Annotated in this window: 19 protein-coding genes; 7 read left to right on the top strand and 12 right to left on the bottom strand. The window is 72.4% G+C overall.

Features of this window, described 5'->3' with window-relative positions:
• Window positions 1-84 precede the first annotated feature (84 nt).
• Both ACIGW4_RS18810 and ACIGW4_RS18805 read left to right on the top strand, forming a co-directional pair.
• Entirely contained in the window at window positions 85-693 is a 609-nt protein-coding gene (locus ACIGW4_RS18810; RefSeq protein WP_398707729.1) for a helix-turn-helix domain-containing protein, read from the top strand.
• 33 nt (window positions 694-726) lie between these two features.
• Window positions 727-1,467 (top strand): tyrosine-protein phosphatase, encoded by a 741-nt coding sequence (locus ACIGW4_RS18805; protein ID WP_399581598.1) that lies wholly within the window; start codon window positions 727-729, stop codon window positions 1,465-1,467.
• 60 nt (window positions 1,468-1,527) lie between these two features.
• Here the strand turns inward: ACIGW4_RS18805 and ACIGW4_RS18800 are convergent, their stop codons facing one another.
• Window positions 1,528-2,532 carry a hypothetical protein gene (locus ACIGW4_RS18800; protein WP_399581596.1) on the bottom strand — a complete coding sequence of 335 codons (1,005 nt, stop codon included), beginning with the start codon at window positions 2,530-2,532 and terminating at the stop codon, window positions 1,528-1,530.
• Window positions 2,533-2,766: 234 nt separating this feature from the next.
• The gene (locus tag ACIGW4_RS18795; protein WP_123455458.1) at window positions 2,767-3,792 is read right to left on the bottom strand and encodes an ATP-dependent 6-phosphofructokinase; all 1,026 of its coding nucleotides are present in this window, start codon (window positions 3,790-3,792) and stop codon (window positions 2,767-2,769) included.
• Between the two features lie 305 nt (window positions 3,793-4,097).
• Between ACIGW4_RS18795 and pta the strand changes: the two genes are divergently transcribed.
• The 3 genes from pta (at window position 4,098) to pyk (ending at window position 9,017) form a co-directional block, all read left to right on the top strand.
• Window positions 4,098-6,182 carry a phosphate acetyltransferase gene (gene pta, locus ACIGW4_RS18790; protein WP_398707544.1) on the top strand — a complete coding sequence of 695 codons (2,085 nt, stop codon included), beginning with the start codon at window positions 4,098-4,100 and terminating at the stop codon, window positions 6,180-6,182.
• Window positions 6,179-7,504, top strand: a complete 1,326-nt coding sequence (locus tag ACIGW4_RS18785) for an acetate kinase (RefSeq protein WP_399581594.1) — start codon at window positions 6,179-6,181, stop codon at window positions 7,502-7,504. Before pta ends, ACIGW4_RS18785 begins: the two co-directional genes overlap by 4 nt.
• 82 nt (window positions 7,505-7,586) lie before the next feature.
• Entirely contained in the window at window positions 7,587-9,017 is a 1,431-nt protein-coding gene (gene pyk, locus ACIGW4_RS18780; RefSeq protein WP_359588298.1) for a pyruvate kinase, read from the top strand.
• 79 nt (window positions 9,018-9,096) lie between these two features.
• Here the strand turns inward: pyk and ACIGW4_RS18775 are convergent, their stop codons facing one another.
• The 4 genes from ACIGW4_RS18775 to ACIGW4_RS18760 all read right to left on the bottom strand — a co-directional run bounded on the left by ACIGW4_RS18775 (window position 9,097) and on the right by ACIGW4_RS18760 (window position 13,317).
• Window positions 9,097-10,404 carry a hypothetical protein gene (locus tag ACIGW4_RS18775; protein WP_399581591.1) on the bottom strand — a complete coding sequence of 436 codons (1,308 nt, stop codon included), beginning with the start codon at window positions 10,402-10,404 and terminating at the stop codon, window positions 9,097-9,099.
• Window positions 10,394-10,975, bottom strand: a complete 582-nt coding sequence (locus ACIGW4_RS18770; protein ID WP_123455453.1) for a DUF6114 domain-containing protein — start codon at window positions 10,973-10,975, stop codon at window positions 10,394-10,396. The genes ACIGW4_RS18775 and ACIGW4_RS18770 overlap by 11 nt, the downstream gene beginning before the upstream one ends.
• A gap of 118 nt (window positions 10,976-11,093) precedes the next feature.
• Window positions 11,094-11,759, bottom strand: a complete 666-nt coding sequence (locus tag ACIGW4_RS18765; RefSeq protein ID WP_123455452.1) for a DUF6230 family protein — start codon at window positions 11,757-11,759, stop codon at window positions 11,094-11,096.
• A gap of 592 nt (window positions 11,760-12,351) precedes the next feature.
• The gene (locus ACIGW4_RS18760; protein WP_123455450.1) at window positions 12,352-13,317 is read right to left on the bottom strand and encodes a tetratricopeptide repeat protein; all 966 of its coding nucleotides are present in this window, start codon (window positions 13,315-13,317) and stop codon (window positions 12,352-12,354) included.
• A gap of 328 nt (window positions 13,318-13,645) precedes the next feature.
• Between ACIGW4_RS18760 and ACIGW4_RS18755 the strand changes: the two genes are divergently transcribed.
• Complete coding sequence (locus tag ACIGW4_RS18755) at window positions 13,646-14,275, top strand: TetR/AcrR family transcriptional regulator (protein WP_123455449.1); 630 nt, start codon at window positions 13,646-13,648, stop codon at window positions 14,273-14,275.
• Between the two features lie 59 nt (window positions 14,276-14,334).
• On the opposite strand, the gene ACIGW4_RS18750 is transcribed toward ACIGW4_RS18755, so the two are convergent.
• The 4 genes from ACIGW4_RS18750 to ACIGW4_RS18735 all read right to left on the bottom strand — a co-directional run bounded on the left by ACIGW4_RS18750 (window position 14,335) and on the right by ACIGW4_RS18735 (window position 18,473).
• Entirely contained in the window at window positions 14,335-16,035 is a 1,701-nt protein-coding gene (locus tag ACIGW4_RS18750; RefSeq protein WP_123455448.1) for a methylmalonyl-CoA mutase, read from the bottom strand.
• 71 nt (window positions 16,036-16,106) lie between these two features.
• Window positions 16,107-16,439: a DUF3817 domain-containing protein gene (locus tag ACIGW4_RS18745; protein WP_190154737.1), complete on the bottom strand. Its 333-nt coding sequence runs from the start codon at window positions 16,437-16,439 to the stop codon at window positions 16,107-16,109.
• A gap of 54 nt (window positions 16,440-16,493) precedes the next feature.
• On the bottom strand, window positions 16,494-17,003 hold the full coding sequence (locus tag ACIGW4_RS18740; protein WP_123455446.1) for a MarR family winged helix-turn-helix transcriptional regulator: 510 nt from the start codon (window positions 17,001-17,003) through the stop codon (window positions 16,494-16,496).
• A 9-nt stretch (window positions 17,004-17,012) separates the two neighbouring features.
• A complete protein-coding gene (locus tag ACIGW4_RS18735; protein WP_398707524.1) occupies window positions 17,013-18,473 on the bottom strand; it encodes an MFS transporter in 1,461 nt (486 codons plus the stop codon).
• 82 nt (window positions 18,474-18,555) lie between these two features.
• Between ACIGW4_RS18735 and ACIGW4_RS18730 the strand changes: the two genes are divergently transcribed.
• Window positions 18,556-19,548 carry a DUF5937 family protein gene (locus ACIGW4_RS18730; RefSeq protein ID WP_398707522.1) on the top strand — a complete coding sequence of 331 codons (993 nt, stop codon included), beginning with the start codon at window positions 18,556-18,558 and terminating at the stop codon, window positions 19,546-19,548.
• Window positions 19,549-19,625: 77 nt separating this feature from the next.
• On the opposite strand, the gene ACIGW4_RS18725 is transcribed toward ACIGW4_RS18730, so the two are convergent.
• Both ACIGW4_RS18725 and ACIGW4_RS18720 read right to left on the bottom strand, forming a co-directional pair.
• Window positions 19,626-20,324 carry a TetR/AcrR family transcriptional regulator gene (locus ACIGW4_RS18725; protein WP_398707520.1) on the bottom strand — a complete coding sequence of 233 codons (699 nt, stop codon included), beginning with the start codon at window positions 20,322-20,324 and terminating at the stop codon, window positions 19,626-19,628.
• On the bottom strand, window positions 20,321-20,980 hold the full coding sequence (locus ACIGW4_RS18720) for a DUF4166 domain-containing protein (protein ID WP_123457498.1): 660 nt from the start codon (window positions 20,978-20,980) through the stop codon (window positions 20,321-20,323). The genes ACIGW4_RS18725 and ACIGW4_RS18720 overlap by 4 nt, the downstream gene beginning before the upstream one ends.
• Window positions 20,981-20,991: the final 11 nt, after the last annotated feature.

Below are 20,991 nucleotides of genomic sequence, written 5' to 3'. Positions count from 1 at the left end.
CTCCGCACCTACGGTGGCCGGGTGCACCAACCCTCCCCGCCCTTCGACGCCCTGGCCGCGCGCCGCCTCCGCGAGGGCCTCGGCATGCTCCCCGAACACGTCGCCTACGGCCTGCGGGCACAGTACGGCCTCTTCGTCGAACCCGAGACCGTCTTCGCCTGGGAACGCGGCCGGGCGGTCCCCGACGAGCAGGAGCTCACCGCCCTCGCGGGCGTCCTGTGGTGCTCCCCCGCCGACCTCATCGCCGCCGCCTCCACCCTGCGCGAGCACCGGGTCGCGCGCGGCCTCTCCACCGAGGAGCTCGCCCGGCGGGTGGGCGTGGCGACCCACGCGTACCAGCGGATGGAGGACGAGGGCCGCTGGCGCGGCACCGATCGCCAGACGGTCGCCCTCGCCGAGGCGCTCGGCCTCGGCCCGCGCGCCCTGATCACCGCGACCGGCGGCGACGAGGCCCTCGCCGAGCTGCTCCGCGACGCGGCGACCACCCGCTGGCAGGCGTACGTGAAGCCGACCGTGAAGCTGGTGCCGCTGCCGAAGCGGGTCGTGGAGGCCGCGCTCCAGCAGCTCCACTCGGACTACCACGCCCGGATGACGGCGGTCAGCAGCTGGGGCGCCCCGGGGACGACCGGCGACGAGGGACGCGCCTACCTGGACGGGATCACCGAGCACTTCTGGGCGGCGGTCGGCCCGTAGATCATCCGGGACCGGGGCCGTACATTGACGGCCGTGAGACGACACATACCCTTCGACCGACTCCACAACTTCCGTGACCTGGGCGGCTATCGGACCGCCGACGGCGGGACCGTGCGGTGGGAGATCCTCTACCGCTCCGACTCCCTCGGCAAGCTCGCGGACGCCGGCCCGGCCGACCTGCAACGCTTCCGCGCGCTGGGGGTGGGCACCGTGATCGACCTGCGCTACCCCTGGGAGATCGCCGGCAAGGGCCGCCTGCCGGAGACCGAGGAGGTCTCCTGGCACAACCTCTCCATCGAGCACCGCCCCTACGACCAGGAGGCGATCGACCCCGCCCTCGACCCCTGGCGCTACCTCGCCGACCGGTTCGCCGAGGTCGCCGAGGACGGGGCGGAGGAGCTCCGCGCGGCCCTGGAGCTGATCGCCGCCGCCGAGAGGCCGCTCGTCTTCCACTGCGCCTCCGGGAAGGACCGCACGGGTCTGCTCGCGGCCGTCGTCCTCGGCCTCCTGGAGGTCCCGGACGAGGAGATCCTCGCGGACTTCGCGCTCACCGAGCTGGCCACGGAACGGCTGATCGCCGACTGGCGGGCCGCGCACCCGGGCCGGGAACCGCGCTGGCCGGGCTACGGCCGGGCGCCCGCCGACGTCATCCGGCTGTTCCTCGCGGACCTGCGCGAGCGGTACGGCTCGGTGTACGAGTACGTCACCGGGCACGTCGGACTCGACCCGGCGGTGGTGACGGCGCTCAGGGCCCGCCTGGTCGAGGCCGCCTAGCCTCCGGGCCCCGGGGCCGCGTGTTCCCGGCCGCGTCCCCGGCCGTCGGGCGTCCGCCCGTCAGTCCCACCGGTCGAAGTCGAAGAGCTGCCCGGCCGCGTCCGGCGCGCAGGGCGCCTGGGCGAGCCGCGCCCAGGCGGCCGAGCGGTCGCCGACGACGGTGACGCAGCTGCCGGGGGTCGCGGAGCCCACCGGGACGATGCGGTAGCCCTCGACGGGAGTGCCGTACGCCTCCAGGGCGAAGGACTCGACCCGGGTCGGGTCGCCGCACTCGGAGTCCTCGTACGGGGCGCCGGGTATCCGGCCCCCGGAGGGTATGCCGGAGCAGCCGGGGCCGAAGTCGGGGTGGTCCGAAACGATCCTCCACCGGCCGCCGCCCGCCTCCGCCAGCGAGTAGCGCGGGAAGCCGGCGGCGGCGCACGGCAGCTGGTGGACCTGGCCGGTGCGGGTGCCGCGCCGCTCCCCGAGGCAGAAGTCGGTGCCGGCCACCCGGATCCGGACGTCCCCGGCGGCGGGGGCGGTGGGGGTGCGGGGCGGATGCCCGGCGTGCCCGTCCCGCAGGAAGGCGACGACGCTGATCCCGGCCAGTACGAGCCCGGCGAACGCGACGGCCGCGACGAGCGCGCGACGTATCCGGGAACCGGGACCGTGCGGGCCCCCGCCCTCCCCGTCGCCGCTCCCGGGGCCGGGAGCGGCGGGGCCGGGCCGGTCGGGGTCCTCCCCGCGGTCCTCGGGCGTGTCGGGGGCCTCCCCGGGCTCCGGGGCCCGCTCGTACACCCCCCGCCCCGCCAGCTCCCTCCGTACCGCCCGCCAGTGTTCCGCCTCGCCCTCCTCCACCCCGCAGGCGCGGACGAAGACGGTGAGGAGTTCCTCCCGGGGCAGGGTGGGGCGGGCCAGCATGTTCGCCACCGTGGAGCGGGGCAGGACGTCGCCGTGCGTCTCCGCGCGCGCCGACAGCTCGCGGTAGGTCAGGCCCGACCAGTCCTTGAGGGCCTGGAGGCGGGCGAGGAACTCGGCGGGGTTCCGTACCTCCCGTGGATCGGGCGCGTGCTCCCCCGGCGTCATCCGCCCCTCCTCCCTTCCCTCCGGACAGGGTTGGGACATGTCCGGGACAGCCCCAAGCCTTGTTGATCTCGCGCCGGGGCTCAAGAGTGGAATCCGGCATTTCCGGGGGAGTGCCGGGCACAGCGGGATGGCCCCGACCGTCCACGGGGGACGGTCGGGGCCACTCGGCGCCACTCGGGTCGTCCCGGGGAGGCCGGAAGCCCCGTCCCGGGTCCCGAAGGCGCCCCGGTCCGGTCAGAAGACCGACTCGGCCTCGCGCATCCGGTCCTCGGGGACCCTCTTGAGCTGGGTCACGGCCTCGGCCAGCGGCACCATCTCGACGTTCGTGCCGCGCAGCGCCGTCATGCGGCCGAAGTCGCCGCGGTGCACGGCCTCCACCGCGTGCCAGCCGAAGCGGGTGGCGAGCACGCGGTCGTACGCAGTCGGCGTGCCGCCGCGCTGGACGTGGCCGAGGATGACGGGGCGGGCCTCCTTGCCGAGGCGGCGCTCGAGTTCGTACGCGAGGGCCGTGCCGATGCCCTGGAAGCGCTCGTGGCCGAACTGGTCGATCTCGCCCTTGTCGTAGTCCATCGTGCCCTCGGCGGGGTGGGCGCCCTCGGCGACGCAGATGACGGCGAACTTCTTGCCGCGGGAGAAGCGCTCCTCGACCATCTTGACCAGGTCGGCGGGGTCGAAGGGCCGCTCGGGGAGGCAGATGCCGTGGGCGCCGCCGGCCATGCCGGACTCCAGGGCGATCCAGCCAGCGTGGCGGCCCATCACCTCGACGACCATCACGCGCTGGTGGGACTCGGCGGTGGTCTTGAGCCGGTCCATGGCCTCGGTGGCGACGCCGACGGCGGTGTCGAAGCCGAAGGTGCGGTCGGTGGAGGAGATGTCGTTGTCGATGGTCTTGGGGACGCCGACGACCGGCACGCCGGCCTCGTGGAGCATCCGGGCCGCGGTGAGGGTGCCCTCGCCGCCGATCGGGACGAGCGCGTCGAAGCCGCTCTTCTCGATGAGCTCCTTGGCGTTGTCGCAGGCCGCGCGGAAGCGGTCGCGCTCCAGGCGGGAGGAGCCGAGGATGGTGCCGCCGCGGGCGAGGATGCCGCTGACGGCGTTGAGGTCGAGGGGGCGGTAGCGGCCGTCGAGGAGGCCCGCGTAGCCGTCCTCGAAGCCGATGACCTCGTCGCCGTAGTGGGTGACGGCCCGGTGCACGACCGACCGGATCACTGCGTTCAGGCCGGGGCAGTCGCCGCCTGCGGTGAGAACTCCGATGCGCATCGTGCTTGGTCTCCTGCTCGGTCGCGGTCCGTTGTGAGCCACTCCAATTCTCACACGCGCCGCCCGACGGGCACGGTCGTCGCCCGTCCGCGCGTCCCCGCCCGCGGCCCCGCGGAGGCCTTTCGTCCCGGGGTTCCGGGCCCTTCGTCCAGGGGGCGACGTAACCATCGGCGGGGGTATTGTCAAGGGGGTGATGCCGCCCTATAGGGGGCTTTCCGAGCACTGCCGATTGACGCACGGGGCGCGGATCGGTGCCGCGAGAGCACCGCTCGGCCCTTCCGCAGGACTGGACAGGAGACCACGGCGTGACGCGCAGCGTGTACGTGACCGGGATCGACCGCGGTGACGGCCGCCAGGTCGTCGAGCTGGGAGTCATGGAGCTCCTCACCCGCCAGGTGGACCGGGTGGGGGTGTTCCGTCCGCTGGTGCACCACCGCCCCGACCGGCTCTTCGATCTGCTGCGCGCCCGCTACCGGCTCTCGCAGGACCCCTCGTCGGTCTACGGCATGGACTACCACGAGGCCTCGGCGCTCCAGGCCGAGCGGGGCACCGACGAACTGGTCTCCCGGCTCGTCGACCGCTTCCACGCCGTCGCCCGCGACTACGAGGTCGTCCTCGTCCTCGGCACCGACTTCGCCGCCACCCAGCTCCCCGACGAGCTCGCGCTCAACGCGCGCCTCGCCAACGAGTTCGGCGCCTCCGTCATCCCGGTGGTCGGCGGCAAGGGCCAGCCCGCCGAGTCCGTACGGGCCGAGGCCCGCAACGCCTTCCGGGCGTACGACGGTCTCGGCTGCGACGTGCTCGCGATGGTCGTGAACCGGGTGGCCTCCGAGGACCTCGTGGCCCTGGAGCGGCTCGCGACCCGGGTCCCCGTGCCCTGCTACGTCCTGCCCGACGAGCCGGCGCTCGCCGCGCCCACGGTCGCCCAGATCACCCACGCCCTGGGGGCCTCCGTCGTGCTCGGCGACGACGCGGGTCTCGCGCGGGACGCGCTCGACTTCGTCTTCGGCGGCGCGATGCTGCCGAACTTCCTCAACGCGCTGACCCCGGGCTGTCTCGTCGTCACCCCCGGGGACCGGGCCGACCTGGTCATCGGGGCGCTCGCCGCGCACTCGGCCGGCACCCCGCCGATCGCGGGCGTGCTGCTCACCCTGAACGAGCGACCCAGCGAGGAGATCCTGACCCTGGCGGCCCGCCTCGCGCCCGGCACCCCGGTCATCTCCGTGCCCGGCAACAGCTTCCCGACCGCCGCCGAGTTGTTCGCGCTCGAAGGGAAGCTGAGCGCGGCGACCCCGCGCAAGGCGGAGACCGCCCTCGGTCTCTTCGAGCGGCACGTGGACACCGCCGACCTCCTCAAGCGGATCTCGGTGGCGCGCAGCGGCCGGGTGACACCGATGATGTTCGAGCACGAGCTGCTCGAACAGGCCCGGGCCGACCGGCGCCGGGTGGTGCTGCCGGAGGGCACCGAGGAGCGGGTGCTGCGGGCGGCGGACGTGCTGGTCCGCCGTGACGTCTGCGACCTGACGCTGCTCGGCGACGTCGAGGCCATCCGCAAGAAGGCCGCCGACCTGAGCGTGAACCTGGGCGACACGCAGCTGATCGACCCGCAAACCTCGGAGCTGCGGGACTCGTTCGCGGAGAAGTACGCGGCACTGCGGGCCCACAAGGGCGTCACCGTCGAGCTGGCGTACGACGTGGTCTCGGACGTGAACTACTTCGGCACCCTGATGGTGCAGGAGGGCCTCGCCGACGGCATGGTGTCGGGGTCCGTGCACTCCACGGCGGCGACGATCCGGCCCGCGTTCGAGATCATCAAGACGAAGCCGGACGCGTCGATCGTCTCGTCGGTGTTCTTCATGTGCCTCGCCGACAAGGTCCTCGTGTACGGCGACTGCGCGGTCAACCCGGACCCGAACGCCGAGCAGCTCGCGGACATCGCCGCCCAGTCGGCGGAGACCGCGGCGCGCTTCGGGGTGGAGCCGCGGATCGCGATGCTCTCGTACTCCACCGGCACGTCGGGCTCCGGCGCGGACGTCGACAAGGTGCGGGAGGCGACGAAGCTGGTCCGCGAGGCCCGTCCGGAGCTGCGGATCGAGGGCCCGATCCAGTACGACGCGGCCGTCGAGCCGTCCGTGGCGGCGACGAAGCTGCCGGGTTCGGAGGTGGCGGGTCAGGCGACCGTGCTGATCTTCCCGGACCTCAACACGGGCAACAACACCTACAAGGCCGTGCAGCGTTCGGCCGGCGCCGTGGCCGTCGGCCCGGTGCTCCAGGGCCTGCGCAAGCCCGTGAACGACCTCTCGCGCGGCGCGCTCGTCAGCGACATCGTCAACACGGTCGCCATCACGGCGATCCAGTCCCAGGTCCCGACCCAGGAGCTCCCGGCATGACCGCCCACCCGTCGCCCACCACCGCCCTGCCCGACGAGCTCCGCTCGGCCCCTCCCGCTCACCCGTCACCCACCACCGCCCTGCCCGACGAGCTCCGCTCGACCCCTCCCTCCCGTGTACTGGTCCTCAACTCCGGCTCCTCGTCGGTGAAGTACCAGCTGCTCGACATGCGTGACGACAGCCGCCTGGCGCAGGGGCTGGTGGAGCGGATCGGCGAGGAGACCTCGCGGATCGTGCACACCCCGCGCAAGGGCGGCGAGAAGCGGGAGAAGAACGGGCCGATCGCCGATCACGCGGCCGCGCTGAAGGCGGTCGCCGAGGAGCTGGCGGCGGACGGCCTGGGCCTGGACTCCCCCGAACTGGCGGCGATCGGCCACCGGGTGGTGCACGGCGGGCTGCGGTTCACCGAGCCGATGGTGATCGACGACGAGGTACTCGCGGAGATCGAGCGGCTCGTGCCGGTGGCGCCGCTGCACAATCCGGCGAACCTGGTGGGCATCCGTACGGCGATGACGATGCGTCCGGACCTGCCGCAGGTGGCGGTCTTCGACACCGCCTTCCACACGACGATGCCGGAGGCGGCGGCGCGGTACGCGATCGACGTGGAGACGGCCGACGCCCACCGGATCCGCCGGTACGGCTTCCACGGCACCTCGCACGCGTACGTCTCGCGGGAGACGGCGCGGCTGCTCGGCAAGGAGCCCGAGGAGGTGAACGTGATCGTGCTGCACCTGGGGAACGGCGCCTCGGCGTCGGCGGTGCGGGGCGGCCGGTGCGTGGACACCTCGATGGGCCTGACGCCGCTGGAGGGCCTGGTCATGGGCACCCGTTCGGGGGACGTCGACCCGGCGGTGACCTTCCACCTGATGCGGAACGCGGACATGTCGGCGGAGGAGGTCGACGTGCTGCTGAACAAAAAGTCGGGTCTCGTGGGGCTCTGCGGCGACAACGACATGCGGGAGATCCGCCGGCGGATCGACGAGGGCGACGAGCGGGCGGCGCTCGCCTTCGACATCTACGTGCACCGGCTCAAGAAGTACATCGGGGCGTACTACGCGGTGCTCGGCCGGGTGGACGCGGTGGCGTTCACGGCGGGGGTCGGCGAGAACGCGGCGCCGGTGCGGGAGGCTGCGATCACGGGTCTGGAGGAACTTGGGCTCGCGGTGGACTCGGACCTGAACGCGGTGCGCTCCGACGAGGCCCGGATCATCTCGCCGGTGTATGCGCGGGTGGCGGTCGCGGTGGTGCCGACGGACGAGGAGCTGGAGATCGCGCGCCAGAGCTACGCGCTCGTTCTGGAGGGAGCGAGCTCGAACGAGTGAACGCCTGAGCGGGCCCGCGCCCATTTGTACTTTCCGCCAGACGGAATATTCCGCAGTGAAACAAACCGATAGGATCCGCCTCATGCGCCGTTCCAAAATCGTCTGCACGCTGGGCCCCGCCGTCGACTCGTATGAGCAGCTGAAGGCTCTCATCGAGGCCGGCATGAACGTGGCCCGATTCAACTTCAGCCACGGGTCCCAGGCGGAGCACCAGGAGCGGTACGACCGCCTCCGGCAGGTCTCCGCGGACATCGGGCGCGCCGTCGGCGTCCTCGCCGACCTCCAGGGCCCGAAGATCCGTCTGGAGACCTTCGCCGAGGGACCGGTCGAGCTGGTGCGCGGTGACGAGTTCACCATCACCACCGAGGACGTCCCGGGCGACAAGTCGATCTGCGGCACCACGTACAAGGGTCTGCCGGGCGACGTCTCCAAGGGCGACCAGGTCCTGATCAACGACGGCAACGTCGAGCTGCGGGTCGTCGAGGTCGACGGCCCCCGGGTCAAGACCATCGTCGTCGAGGGCGGCGTCATCTCCGACCACAAGGGCATCAACCTGCCCGGCGCGGCGGTCAACGTGCCCGCGCTGTCGGAGAAGGACGTCGACGACCTCCGCTTCGCGCTGCGGATGGGCTGCGACATGGTCGCCCTGTCCTTCGTCCGCGACGCCAACGACGTCAAGGACGTCCACAAGGTGATGGACGAGGAGGGCCGCCGGGTCCCCGTCATCGCCAAGGTGGAGAAGCCGCAGGCGGTCGAGAACATGGCGGACGTCGTCGCCGCCTTCGACGCCGTCATGGTGGCCCGTGGCGACCTCGCGGTGGAGTACCCGCTGGAGAAGGTCCCGATGGTGCAGAAGCGCCTCGTGGAGATGTGCCGCCGCAACGCCAAGCCGGTCATCGTCGCCACCCAGATGATGGAGTCGATGATCACCAACTCCCGGCCGACCCGCGCCGAGGCGAGCGACGTCGCCAACGCGATCCTGGACGGTGCGGACGCGGTCATGCTCTCGGCCGAGTCCTCGGTCGGCGCGTACCCGATCGAGACCGTGAAGACGATGTCGAAGATCGTCGCCGCGGCCGAGGAGGAGCTCCTCTCCAAGGGCCTCCAGCCCCTGGTCCCCGGCAAGAAGCCGCGCACCCAGGGCGGTTCCGTCGCCCGCGCGGCCTGCGAGATCGCGGACTTCCTCGACGGCAAGGCGCTGATCGCCTTCACGCAGTCCGGCGACACCGCCCGCCGCCTCTCGCGCTACCGCACGCAGCAGCCGATCCTCGCCTTCACGACGGACGAGGGCACCCGCAACCAGCTCACCCTGAGCTGGGGCGTGGAGTCCTTCCTGGTCCCGTTCGTCGACAACACGGACGCCATGGTCGACCTCGTGGACGCCGAGCTCCTCAAGCTCCAGCGCCACAGCGAGGGCGACATCATGGTCATCACCGCCGGCTCGCCCCCCGGCGTCCCGGGCACGACCAACATGGTCCGCGTCCACCACCTGGGCGGCGGAGAGCGCGCCTGACCCGCGTGACGCGTGACGAAGCCCCCGTCCGGTGCGGACGGGGGCTTCGTCGTGTGCGGCTCCCGGAGTGGTACGGGGGTCAGCTGGGCTCGATCGTGTTGCGGAGGCCCGGGATGCGGAGGGTGCCGCCGAACTGGCCGGCCTGCTTGAGCTTCACGTTGGTGAAGAAGACCTCCGGGAGGTTCAGCGGGGGTGGGGCCTCGGGGCTGAAGGTGATCGGGATGAGGCCGATGAGGTTCCCCTTCAGCTCCTCCGTGTACATCGTCACCGTGCCGTCGGTGATGGTCGACTCCTTGCCCGGGGTGGAGCGGACGTGGGCGGTGCGGCCCTCGGAGTGCTCCGTCAGCTGGTGCAGGTCCTTGATGCCCACCCCGGTGGCGGTGAACTTCAGCACCTTCTTGATCTTGCCGCTGCCGGTCTTCACCTCGACGATGCCGTGGTACTTCAGGCCGTGCAGGGTGAGCTTCGTGCTCTCCAGACGCCACGGGGCGTCCGGGAGCAGCGGGATGCCCTGTTCCAGGTCGGCGTCGGCGAGCGCCTGCGCGTCGTACTCGGGGCACGGGAAGCGGGGCTTGGCCCCGTCGGGTATGTCCGTGTCCTTCTTGGCGTCGAGGCCCTTGGCGCTCTCCGGGAGCTCCTCGACCTTCACGCCCGCCCGGTCGGCGGCCTTCTCGATCTCCGTCTTGGTCTTCTCCGTGGCCGGGTCCGTCGCCGTCTTCGGCTTCAGGGCCGTGGTGGTGGCCGTGGAGGGCGCGTCGGTGGCCGGCGCCTTGTCGGCGGGGGCCTCCGTCTGTTGCGGAGCGGGGGTCGTCGGCGCCGCCGTCGTGGGCGTGGCCGTCGGCGTCTTGTCCGGGCCGTCGAAGAGGTCCTTGAGGGCGTCGCCCAGGCCCAGCGGGTCCAGCGGGTTCTTGGACTGCGTCGGCGAGGGGGCGGCCGTGGGGGTCGCGGCGGGCGCGGGGGCGGTCGTCGCGTGTTCCTGCGTCTGCGGCGCGGCGGTCTGGCCGGGCTGCGTCGCGGTGGGCGCCGGGGCCCCGGTCGTCGTCGCGGTGGCGGAGGGCGTGGCGGTCGCCGAGGGGGCGTCCGTCGGCGTGGCCGTGGCGGTGGCGGTGGGGTCGGCGCTCTCCTTCGGCGTCGCCGTGTCCGTCGCCTCCGGCGTCGGCTCGTCCGAGCGCGTCACACAGGGGCCGGGGGCGAAGGGGATGTCCGTGTCGTCCGCGAGGGCGAGTCTGGGCGTGAGGCCCATGCCCACGAGCACCGCGGTCGGCATGGCCGCCAGGGCCATCGCCTTCCCCGCGGGGCCCTGGATCCTGTTCAGCAGCGACTTGCGCGGGGCCGCGTGCCGCGGGCCCCCTTTCGCGAGCGCCGACTGAGTCTCGTCACCCCGCACTGTTCCTCCCGCCGTTGGCGTCGATGGTGGTTTCGGTCGCCTGGTGCTCCGCCTCGCGCTGCTCCGGGAGCACGGCCGTGGGCACGGCTTCCGTGGCGGGCTCCGCACCGGCCTCGGAGGAGGCCTCCGAGCGACCGTCGTGCTCTGCGTCCTTCTCCTCGACGTCCTTCTCCTCGACCGGGGGCGCGGGCGCCCAGGCGGCGGACATGCCGCCTCCGACGAGGGCGAACAGGTACCCGACGACGAGACCGCCGAAGTTCGACACCGGGATGGAGACGAGTCCCAGGACGATGGCCGCGATGCCGGCGAAGACCCGGACGACGGGCTGGAACCACATCGTCAGACCCAGGGTGATGAGCAGGACGCCGATGATCAGCGCACCGGCTCCGGCGGTCGTCTGCATGGCGAGCGTGACGTTGCCGAGCCGCATGTCCCCGTACGGGAGGTACGCGATCGGTACGCCGCCGATCATGGTGAACAGTCCCGCCCAGAAGGGCCGGGTCTGCCGCCAGACCTTGAACCGGTTCTCCTTCTTGGGGACTTCGCGGGAGGCGGGGTACTCGGCGCTCATGGAACAGCTCCCTGGAAGCGGTGTTGCTGAGAAAGATGAAGAGAAGGAACCTGGCGGGTGGGACCGCACGCGACGGTCCCACCCTCCGGACGGATCGGTCCTCAGAGACCGGCCGGTCCTAGTAGCACTCGGCGTCGGTGCCGCGGTGCAGCGACAGGTGCAGGTCGGGGAGCTTGAAGGTGCCGGCCGTGGTAGCCCAGGCCTTCTGCTCCACGTTCTTCAGCGTGGCCTGCTCGGCGCGCTGGCCGAAGCCGTACGGGTTGGCCTTGGTGTTGGGCTGGATGCCCGGCTTGCCGGGCGACTTCGGAAGGGCACCGGCCGCGACGCCGATGTCGATGTTGCTGAACTCGGCGTCGGCCTTGAGCTCGGAGACATCGAGGTAGATGCCCTTCGCGTAGACCTTGTCCTCGTCCTTGCCGGTCTTGACGGCGTCGGTGCCGGCCTCCAGGCGGAGGGTGACGTCACCGACGAACGGCACCTTCGGCGTGACGACCGACTGGCACATGTTGGTGATCCAGGCCTCGGAGAAGCCGGACACGGCCACCGGGGCGGCGAAGTCCTTGCCCTCGAGGTCCTTGCCCGCGTCCACGCTGCCGTACTGGACGAAGTCCGTACCGACGAGGCTGTTGGCCTTAACCTTGAATTCCTGGCCGGAGATGCTGAAGGACGCGGCGAGCGCGCCCTGGGCCAGGCCGACACCGATCGCGGCCGTCGCGGCCACGCTCGGGACCATGACGACGGCGAACCGCTTCCATCTGGTCCCGCCACGAACCTGGGACTTCATGAGAATTCCTCCTTCTCGGACGTACATCTCCGGAGGGACCCCGGGGGGCCACCCTGGGATGGGAGAAGAGCTACGTCCTCGGGAAGGAGAGCGCCGAGGCATCAGGCGGCGCGATGCGCGTCCGAATCACCGGCGATCACCCCCGAGCGACAACCATGGGCCACGCCTTCGAGCGCGACCTGATTGGACAGGCCCCGGTCGGTGAGATCGGGAACCCCCCTGTCCACGACCGGTGCCGGAACACCGGTCCACTCGGTGGGGACCCTCGTCGCGTTCCCGGGTGGTTGCCGGGGTGATGCGATTCGGACCGAGCGTCGCCGATCGTGGTCCATTCCGGGCCCCCGCACAAGGGGGTTCGTTACTGGCTAGTAACGGGTGGATAACCACGTCATGGCGGGGCGGGACCGAACGGGCACGCTGGGTGCGTTCGAGCGACGGGGAATGTCAGGAGATCACCGCATGAATCCGGACAGAACGCCGGGTTCGATTTACTGCAAGTAACAGCGGCCGCGATTACCAAGTTTTGGTAAAGCGCGGCCGCGTTTTGTCACGCTGCTGCCAAATCGTCGGACGATCCGGCGCGCCCGGGGAGCTAGAACAGCACCCGGGCGAGGGCCTGCCGGGCGGCCGTCACGCGCGGGTCGTCGGCGCCGATCACCTCGAACAGCTCCAGGAGCCGGAGCCGCGCCGCGTTCCGGTCCTCGCCCGCCGTGCGGCGCACGGTCTCCACGAGGCGCCCGAAGGCGTCCTGCACGTGACCGCCCACCAGGTCCAGGTCGGCGGCGGCGATCTGCGCGGTGACGTCGGCCGGGTCGTCCGCCGCCTTCTTGCGGACGGCGCCCGGGTCGAGGTCCTGCACCCGGGCGAGGAGTTCGGCCTGCGCCAGACCGAGCTTGGCCTCCGGGTGGGCCGGGTCGTCGGCGAGCACGTTCTTGTACGCCTGGACGGCACCCGCCAGGTCGCCCGCGTCGAGCGCGGACATCGCCGCTTCGAGGAGCGCGTCGTACGGACCGGCCGGCCGCGCCGCCGGGTCCGAGGCGTCGGCGCCCGCGTCCACGGCGATGCCGGTCAGACCGAAGCGCTCCTCGCCGACCTGGATCAGCTGGTCGAGGGTCTCCCGGATCTGCGCCTCGGGCACCGCGCCCTGGAAGAGCGGCAGCGCCTGACCGGCGACCACCGCGAAAACGGCCGGAATTCCCTGGATGCCGAACTGCTGCATCAGCATCTGGTTGGCGTCGACGTCGATCTTCGCGAGCAGGAAGCGGCCGTTGTACTCGACGGCCAGCCGCTCCAGGAGGGGGCCGAGCTGCTTGCAGGGCTCGCACCACTCGGCCCAGAAGTCGAGGACGACCGGAACCTCGGCCGAGCGCTGGAGCACGTCGCGCTCGAAGCCGGCCTCGTCGACGTCGATCACCAGGGCCGACGGGGGCACGGCGGCGGAACCGCCCTGCCGGGCGGCTTCGGCGCGCACCTGCTCCGCCTTCGCCTTGGCCTCTCCGGCCGCCTTCACCGCGGCGAGGTCGACGACGCCGCTCATGGACATGTTTCGGGGCTGCATGGATACATCCTCCCCCTTCCGCGCGCGTAACCGGTAAGCCATGGCCGAACCGTGCCGTCCGCGCATCTCCCGCCGGTGTGCGAGACGCGTGGACGACACGGTTCTTCGTCTTCGGTGGCCCCGGGTCCCCACCCGGTGCCCTCTGTCGCGCCGGATCCCCATCCGGCACTGTGGTTGTCGCTCAGGCCGCTCAATGCCTTTCGCTACAGGTCGTAGCGTAACTCCAGGGAAGGATCCGGCGGGAGGGCGGGAACGGGATCCGTACGGTGAACTGCCTCACATCACCGGCCTCTGGCGGTATACCTACCGGCGGGTATGGTCGCTTTCCATGTGTAAGCGCACCAACCCCCGCGGCAGCCGCACCGGGCGCCCCCGCTCCACGGAGGCCGACACGGCCATCCTGGAGGCCACCCGCGCGGCCCTGGTCGAACTGGGCTGGTCCAAGCTCACGATGGGGGACGTGGCCGGCCGCGCCGGGGTCGCGAAGACGACCCTCTACCGCCGCTGGGCCAACAAGAACGAGCTCGTCGTGGACGCCGTCGCCGTCCTCTTCGACGAACTCGAACTGCCCGACCTGGGTTCCCTCCAGGCCGACATCGAGCACGTGGTGCTGCAGTTCGCGGCCCTCCTCGAACGGCCCGAGACGAAGACGGCCCTGATGGCCGTGGTGGCCGAGTCCACCCGGGACGAGCCGCTCCGCGAACGCATACGCGCCTCCATCGTCGACCGCCAGAAGCGGCTGGTCCTGGCGGGCCGCGAGCGGGCCCAGCGGCGCGGTGAACTCCCCGACGAGCACCCCGTGTCCACCGTCGCCGCCCTCGACGACCTGATCTTCGACGTGGTCGCCGGCGCGGTGGTGCACCGCGCCCTGGTGAGCGCGGAGCCGGTGGACGGGCCCTGGGCGGCGCGCCTCTCCGCCCTCCTCCTCGGCGGCCTGGGCGCGGCGGCGGCGCGCTAGGGGGCCGGAGCCCCGGCGGCGCACCGGAGGACCGGAGCCCCGGCGGCGCACCGTCGGGTTCAGAAGCCCGGGGGCTCCGTGTAGACCCCCCACTCCTCGCGCAGGGCGTCGCAGATCTCGCCGAGCGTGGCCTCGGCGCGGACGGCCTCCAGCATCGGGGGGATCATGTTCGACCCGTCCCGGGCCGCCGCGAGCATCGCGTCGAGCGAGGCGCGGACCCGGGCGTCGTCGCGCCGCTCCTTACGCTCCCCGAGGACCCGGACCTGCTCCCACTCGACCTCGTGGCTGACCCTCAGGATCTCCAGGTCGCCGGTGACCGAGCCGTGGTGGACGTTGACGCCGACGACCCGTTTCTCGCCCTTCTCCAGGGCCCGCTGGTAGCGGAAGGCGGACTCGGCGATCTCGCCGGTGAACCAGCCGTCCTCGATGCCGCGCAGGATGCCGGAGGTGATCGGGCCGATCGGGTGCCTGCCGTCCGGATGGGCGCGCAGGCCGCGTTCCTCGATCTGCTCGAAGATCTTCTCGGCGTCGGCCTCGATGCGGTCGGTGAGCTGCTCGACGTACCAGGAACCGCCCAGCGGGTCGGCGACGTTGGCGACGCCGGTCTCCTCCATCAGCACCTGCTGGGTGCGCAGCGCGATCTCGGCGGCCTGCTCGCTGGGGAGCGCGAGGGTCTCGTCGAGGGCGTTGGTGTGGAGGGAGTTGGTGCCGCCGAGGACGGCGGAGAGCGCCTCGACCGCGGTCCGCACGACGTTGTTGTACGGCTGCTGGGCGGTGAGGGAGACCCCGGCGGTCTGGGTGTGGAAGCGGAGCCACTGCGCCCTGTCGGTCCTGGCGCCGTAGACCTCCTTCATCCAGCGGGCCCAGATCCGGCGGGCGGCGCGGAACTTGGCGATCTCCTCGAAGAAGTCGAGGTGCGCGTCGAAGAAGAAGGAGAGGCCGGGGGCGAAGACGTCGACGTCGAGGCCGCGGGAGAGGCCGAGTTCGACGTAGCCGAAGCCGTCGGCGAGGGTGTACGCCAGCTCCTGCGCGGCCGTCGCCCCCGCCTCGCGGATGTGGTAGCCGGAGACCGAGAGCGGCTTGTACGCGGGGATGCTCGCCGCGCAGTGCTCCATCAGGTCGCCGATCAGGCGCAGATGGGGCTCGGGCCGGAAGAGCCACTCCTTCTGGGCGATGTACTCCTTGAAGATGTCCGTCTGGAGCGTGCCGTCGAGGACGGCCGGGTCGACGCCCTGGCGTTCGGCGGCGACCAGGTACATGCAGAAGACCGGGACGGCGGGCCCGGAGATCGTCATGGACGTCGTGACGTCGCCGAGCGGGATGTCCTTGAAGAGGACCTCCATGTCGGCGGCGGAGTCGACGGCGACCCCGCAGTGGCCGACCTCGCCGAGGGAGCGGGGGTCGTCGGAGTCGCGGCCCATGAGGGTCGGCATGTCGAAGGCGACGGAGAGGCCGCCGCCGCCCGCGGCCAGGATCATCTTGTACCGCTCGTTGGTCTGCTCGGCGTTGCCGAAGCCGGCGAACTGGCGGATGGTCCAGGTCCGGCCCCGGTAGCCGGTGGGGTGCAGACCGCGGGTGAAGGGGTACTCGCCGGGCCAGCCGATGCGCTCGAAGCCCTCGTAGGTGTCGCCGGGCCGGGGCCCGTAGACCGGCTCCACGGGGTCGCCGGAGAGCGTGCTGAAGTCCGCCTGCCGCTTGCGGGCCTCGTCGTAGCGGGCCTGCCAGCGGCGGCGGCCCTCCTCGATGGCGTCAGCGTCCATCCTTCGAAGTTACTAGGACGTCCTAGTAACTGTCGACGGCAAACCCCCGCACAGGTGTACGGGGGTGGGGGTCAGGCCTTGACCGGCTGCGCCTGCGCGCCGCTGACCAGCGGAAGCGTCTCGGCGACGACCTTGCGCTCGACGAAGAAGGCGGCGGTCGGGATGGTGCCGGAGATCAGCACCCACAGCAGCTTGCCGAACGGCCACTTCGCCTTGGAGCCCAGGTCGAAGGCGAAGATCAGGTAGATGATGTAGAGGACGCCGTGGAGCTGGGAGACCGCGAAGGTCAGGTCCTCGCCGACGCCGAAGCCGTACTTGGCGACCATGCACGCGCACAGGATGAGGAGCATGACCGCGGTCACGTAGGCCATGACGCGGTAGCGGGTCAGCACGCTGGATTTCATGCCGTCGAGCGTAACGGCACGTTCCGGGCGATCTTCGCGGGGGTCGGGGTGTGCTCAGCCCTCGTCGAAGTCGTGCGCCGCGACCCGCAGCGGGCGCAGCATCGCGAAGATCTCCGCGCACTCCTCCGCGTCGTACGCCCCCAGGCCGAAGTCCATCTCCATGAGGTCGCGGGTCGCGGCCTCGACCACCTCGCGGCCCTTCTCCGTGATGGAGGCGAGGGTGCCGCGGCCGTCGTTGGGGTTGGGCCGCTTGGCGACGAGGCCCGACTTCACCAGCCGGTCCACCGTGTTCGTCACCGAGGTCGGGTGGACCATCAGCCGCTCGCCGATCTTGGACATCGGCAGCTCGCCCGCCTTGGAGAAGGTGAGCAGGACCAGGGCCTCGTAGCGCGCGAAGGTCAGCCCGTACGGCTTGACGACCGCGTCGACCTCCGCGAGGAGGATCTGGTGGGCGCGCATGATCGAGGTGATCGCGGCCATCGAGGGGACCGGGCCCCAGCGCTTCTGCCAGAGTTCGTCGGCTCGGGCGATGGGGTCGAAGGGGAGACTGAGCGGCTTCGGCACGCATCGACCTTACCGACTGGTCATATGCCGGTCAGCCCCGTCTCGCCCTTCGGTCGCGCGCAGCTCGACGGCGGCGGCGAGGAGACAGACCGTGCCGAGGACGCCGGTCCCGGCCACGACCGTGTGCACGGGCGCGAACTCGGCCGCGATCCCGGCCCCGGCCATGCCGACGCCCTGGACGGTCATCATGCCCGCGGTCATCAGGGTCATGGCCCTCCCCCGCTGCTCCTCGGGGACGGCGGCGACGAACCAGGCGTCGAGACCGAGGGTGTACGCGCCGGTGGCGCCGGCCAGGAACAGGCCGACGGCCGCGAGGGCGACGCCCGGCCGGGGGGCGTACAGGAGGTACGGCAGGACGCTCGCGACGGCGAGCGGAAGGACGATCCGGGAGCGGGTCCCGGCGGAGAGGAACGATCCGGCGAAGAGCTCGCCCGCGATGGTGCCGACGGGCAGCGCGCACATGAGGAGGCCGAGGGCGGCGGTGGAGACGCCGATCTCGTCGGCGTAGGGGGCGGCGAGCGCCTCGGGGACGACGGCGAAGAGCGGCGGCACCCAGAACATCAGCATCAGGGCGCGCACGCGCCGGTTCCGCAGCACCGCCCAGGTGCCGGCGAGCCCGCTCGTGGACGCGGTCGCCCTGGCCGGGCGGCGGGCGGTGCCGAGGCGCAGGAGCAGCGCGGAGACGAGGAACGTGGCGGCGGTGACGGCGAGGGCGCCGCGCGGCGGGACGAGGGTGAGGAGGACGCCGCCGGCGGCGAAGCCGGCGAGCAGCGCGCTCTGCGACACGATCCGCAGCAGCGAGCGCCCGAGCACGAAGAGCTCGCCCTCGCCGAGGATGTCGGCGAGGGTCGCCATGCGGGTGCCGTTGAAGACGGGCGAGACGACGGCGACGGCGCAGCGCAGCACGAGCAGGGCGGCGACGGGGGTGGCGGGCGCGACCATGAGCGCGACGCAGCCGGCGCAGACGAGGTCGCAGACGACGAGGATCCGCCGGGGTGGCAGCCGGTCGGTGAGCCCGGCGAGGAGGGTGCCGCCGAGGAGGTAGGGCAGGAACCCGAGGGCGAAGGTGAGCGAGGAGAGGAGCGGGGACCGCGTCAGGTCGTACACGAGCACGGTGAGCGCGAGCTCACTGACGACGACGCCGAGCAGCGAGAACAGGTGCGCCGCGAACACGAACCGGAACTCGGGGACGGCGAAGACGGCGAGGTACCCGGGGGCGGCGCCCGCACCCCCGGGACCGGTGGCCGGGGCCGGGGGCGCGCCGGCGGGCGCGGGCCCGGCGGCAGGCACCGGACCGGTCACGGGACCGGCGGCCGGAGCCGGGGCGGGCACGGCGGATCCCGTGGGAGTCGGTACGGCCCCGGGGGTCGGTGTCCCGGACGGCGGGGTGGGCGGGGCGGGGGCCGGGGGGAGCTGGGTGGGAGTGGCCGCGGGCGCCGGGGGCGGCGTCCGGGTGTCGTTCTCGGGCATGGGCGCAGCCTGCCGGGCGTGGGGGCCGCGCCCTAGACTTTCGGCTCCAGCCGAATGTTCAGCCGCGTCCCCGGAGGGCCCCGTGCCGTACCACCTGCGTTTCGGCGAGGCCGACCCGCTGCGGATCCGGTTCGCGATCTCGCCGCTCTGGGAGACGCACTCCGCCGTACGGGTGCTCGCAAGGCCCGCGAAGCAGGGCTACCACCTGCCGTGGATGCGGCGGATCGCGGGCGCCGCGCGGGAGCTCGACCTCGGGCCGCTGCAGCTGCTGATGCCGCTGCGCGGGCACAGCCCGGACTTCCTGTACCCGCCCCCGCTGGGCCCCGCCGCCGCCTTCGAGGACGAGATCACGGCCGTACGGGAGACCGACCCGGCGCTCGCCCTGGACGACTTCGAGCGGGCGCTCGCCGAGACGCCGGGGGCGGCGGAGACGGCGGAGGGCCGACGGCTGCTCGCCGATCCCGCCGGGGCGGTGGGCCGGCTCGCCGATCTGCTGCGGGCCGCCTGGGAGGCCCTGATCGCGCCCGAGTGGCCGCGGCTGCGCGCGCTCCTGGAGGCGGACGTGGCGTACCACTCGCGGCGGCTCGCGGAGGGCGGCCTCGAACGGCTGCTGGGCGAGCTGCACCCGGCCTTCGACTGGGCGGCGGAGACGGCCACGCTGCGGGTGGACTATCCCGGGGAGCACGACCGGCCGCTGGAGGGGCAGGGGCTCGTGCTGATGCCGTCGGTGTTCACCTGGCCGGACGTGGTGAGCGGTTTCGATCCGCCGTGGCAGCCGACGGTGGTCTACCCGGCGCGCGGCATCGGCGGGCTGTGGTCCGAGCCCGCCGACCGCACGCCGGAGGCGCTGGCCCGGCTGCTGGGGCCGGTGCGCGCGGACGTGCTGTGCGCGCTCGACGAGCCGCTGGGCACCACGGCGCTCGCCCATCTCCTGGGCCGGGCGCCGTCGTCCGTCTCGTCGCACCTGGCGGTCCTGCGGGACGCGGGGCTGCTGACCTCGCGGCGGTACGGCCACCAGGTGCTGTACGAGCGGACCCCGCTGGGCATCGCGCTGTCGCAGCCGGAGGGGAACTAGGGGGTGTCTTGTCGACCAGGCCGGGCTCGCGGCGCCTGGCACCGCTCCCTGATCCCGCCTGATCGACAAGACGCCCCCTAGGACCTGCCGCGGCCGCCCTGGCGCCGCAGGGTGTACGTGACGGCCTTGCGCGCCACCGGGTTCAGTTCCTCGACCGCGGCCATCAGGGCGCCGAGCTGTTCGAGGGCGGCGAGGGCGGTCTCCGCGCCCACCGGGTCGACCCCTTCGTAGAGTTCGAGGCCGACGAAGGAGGCGGCGACCGCGCGGGCGAGCCCGGCGGGGTCGGTGAACTCGGCGAACGGGGTCCCGGCGAGGACGCGGACGAGGACCTGCTCGATCTCGGCGATCCACAGGTCGAGTCCGGCGGCGGTGGCAGGGGCGAGCCGGGGGTGGGTCTGGGCGCCGGCGAGCAGCTGTCCGAGGACGGCGACGTGGCCGGCGTCCCGTTCCTCGGCGTGCATCTCGCGTCCGAAGGCGAGCAGCTCGGAGAGGCTGCCGACGGAGCGGAGCCGGTCCCGGTGGCGGGCCACCCGCTGCTCGGCGCCGTGCCGGCAGGCGGCGGAGAGCAGTTCGTCGACGGAGCCGAAGTGGTAGAAGACCAGGGCCTGGTTGACCCCGGCGGTGGTCGCGATCGCGCGCGCGGAGGCCTTGGCGATGCCCTGTTCGACGAGGGTGCGCAGGGCGCCGTCGAGGAGCTTCTCCCGGGTCTCCCGGCTCCTGGCGTCCTGCGCCTTCACCTCTTGCGCCTTCGTGCCCGCCGCGGTCCGCCCGCTCACACCCGTACCTCCTCGCGCACCGGGCGCAGCCCGGCGCGCACCCCGGTGGAGCGTACGTCGGCGTAGGCGGCGGTGAAGGACCCCTGGTAACCGAAGAGGGGGCCGAAGTGGCGGTTGACGACCCGGACGTCGATGCGGAAGCGGCCGGTGCGCTCGTCGAAGGACTCGCGCACCTCGGCCCGGCCGGCGAGGAGCTCCGGGACGCGCACGTCCACGGGGCCTTCGCGGAAGCGGTGTTCGCCGGAGGTGATGAGGAGCGAGCCGTCGGGTTCGACGGTGGGGTGCAGGTCGCTGGCGAGGTGCTGGTGGGTGCCGAGGTAGTCGAGGACGCAGTCGCGCTCGGGGCTGTGCACCATGGTGGCGTCGAAGCGCCGGGGGCCGCCGGGCAGGTCGAAGGTGCGGACGAAGGTGACGGTCTCCCGCCCGTACGAATCGAGGTAGGGCACGTTCTCGATGGTGAAGGGGACGTCGCGGCCGGTGCGGGGCAGCAGGATGTTCCGCAGTCCGCCGAGGGCGAGGAAGGGCTTCACGAAGGCCCGGCCGTGCCAGATCCGGTCCATGACGCCCCGTCCGACGCACAGCTCGCCGCTCGCGAGCCCGACGGAGAAGCGCCGCCGGAGTTCGGGGTGCAGTCGCTCGAACGCGGCGTCGCCCATGGCGGTGCGGA

Source organism: Streptomyces sp. NPDC053513, assembly GCF_044544765.1.
Taxonomy (GTDB): domain Bacteria; phylum Actinomycetota; class Actinomycetes; order Streptomycetales; family Streptomycetaceae; genus Streptomyces; species Streptomyces litmocidini.
Note: the sequence above shows the minus strand (reverse complement) of the source record. Positions and strands in the feature narration are given on the sequence as shown.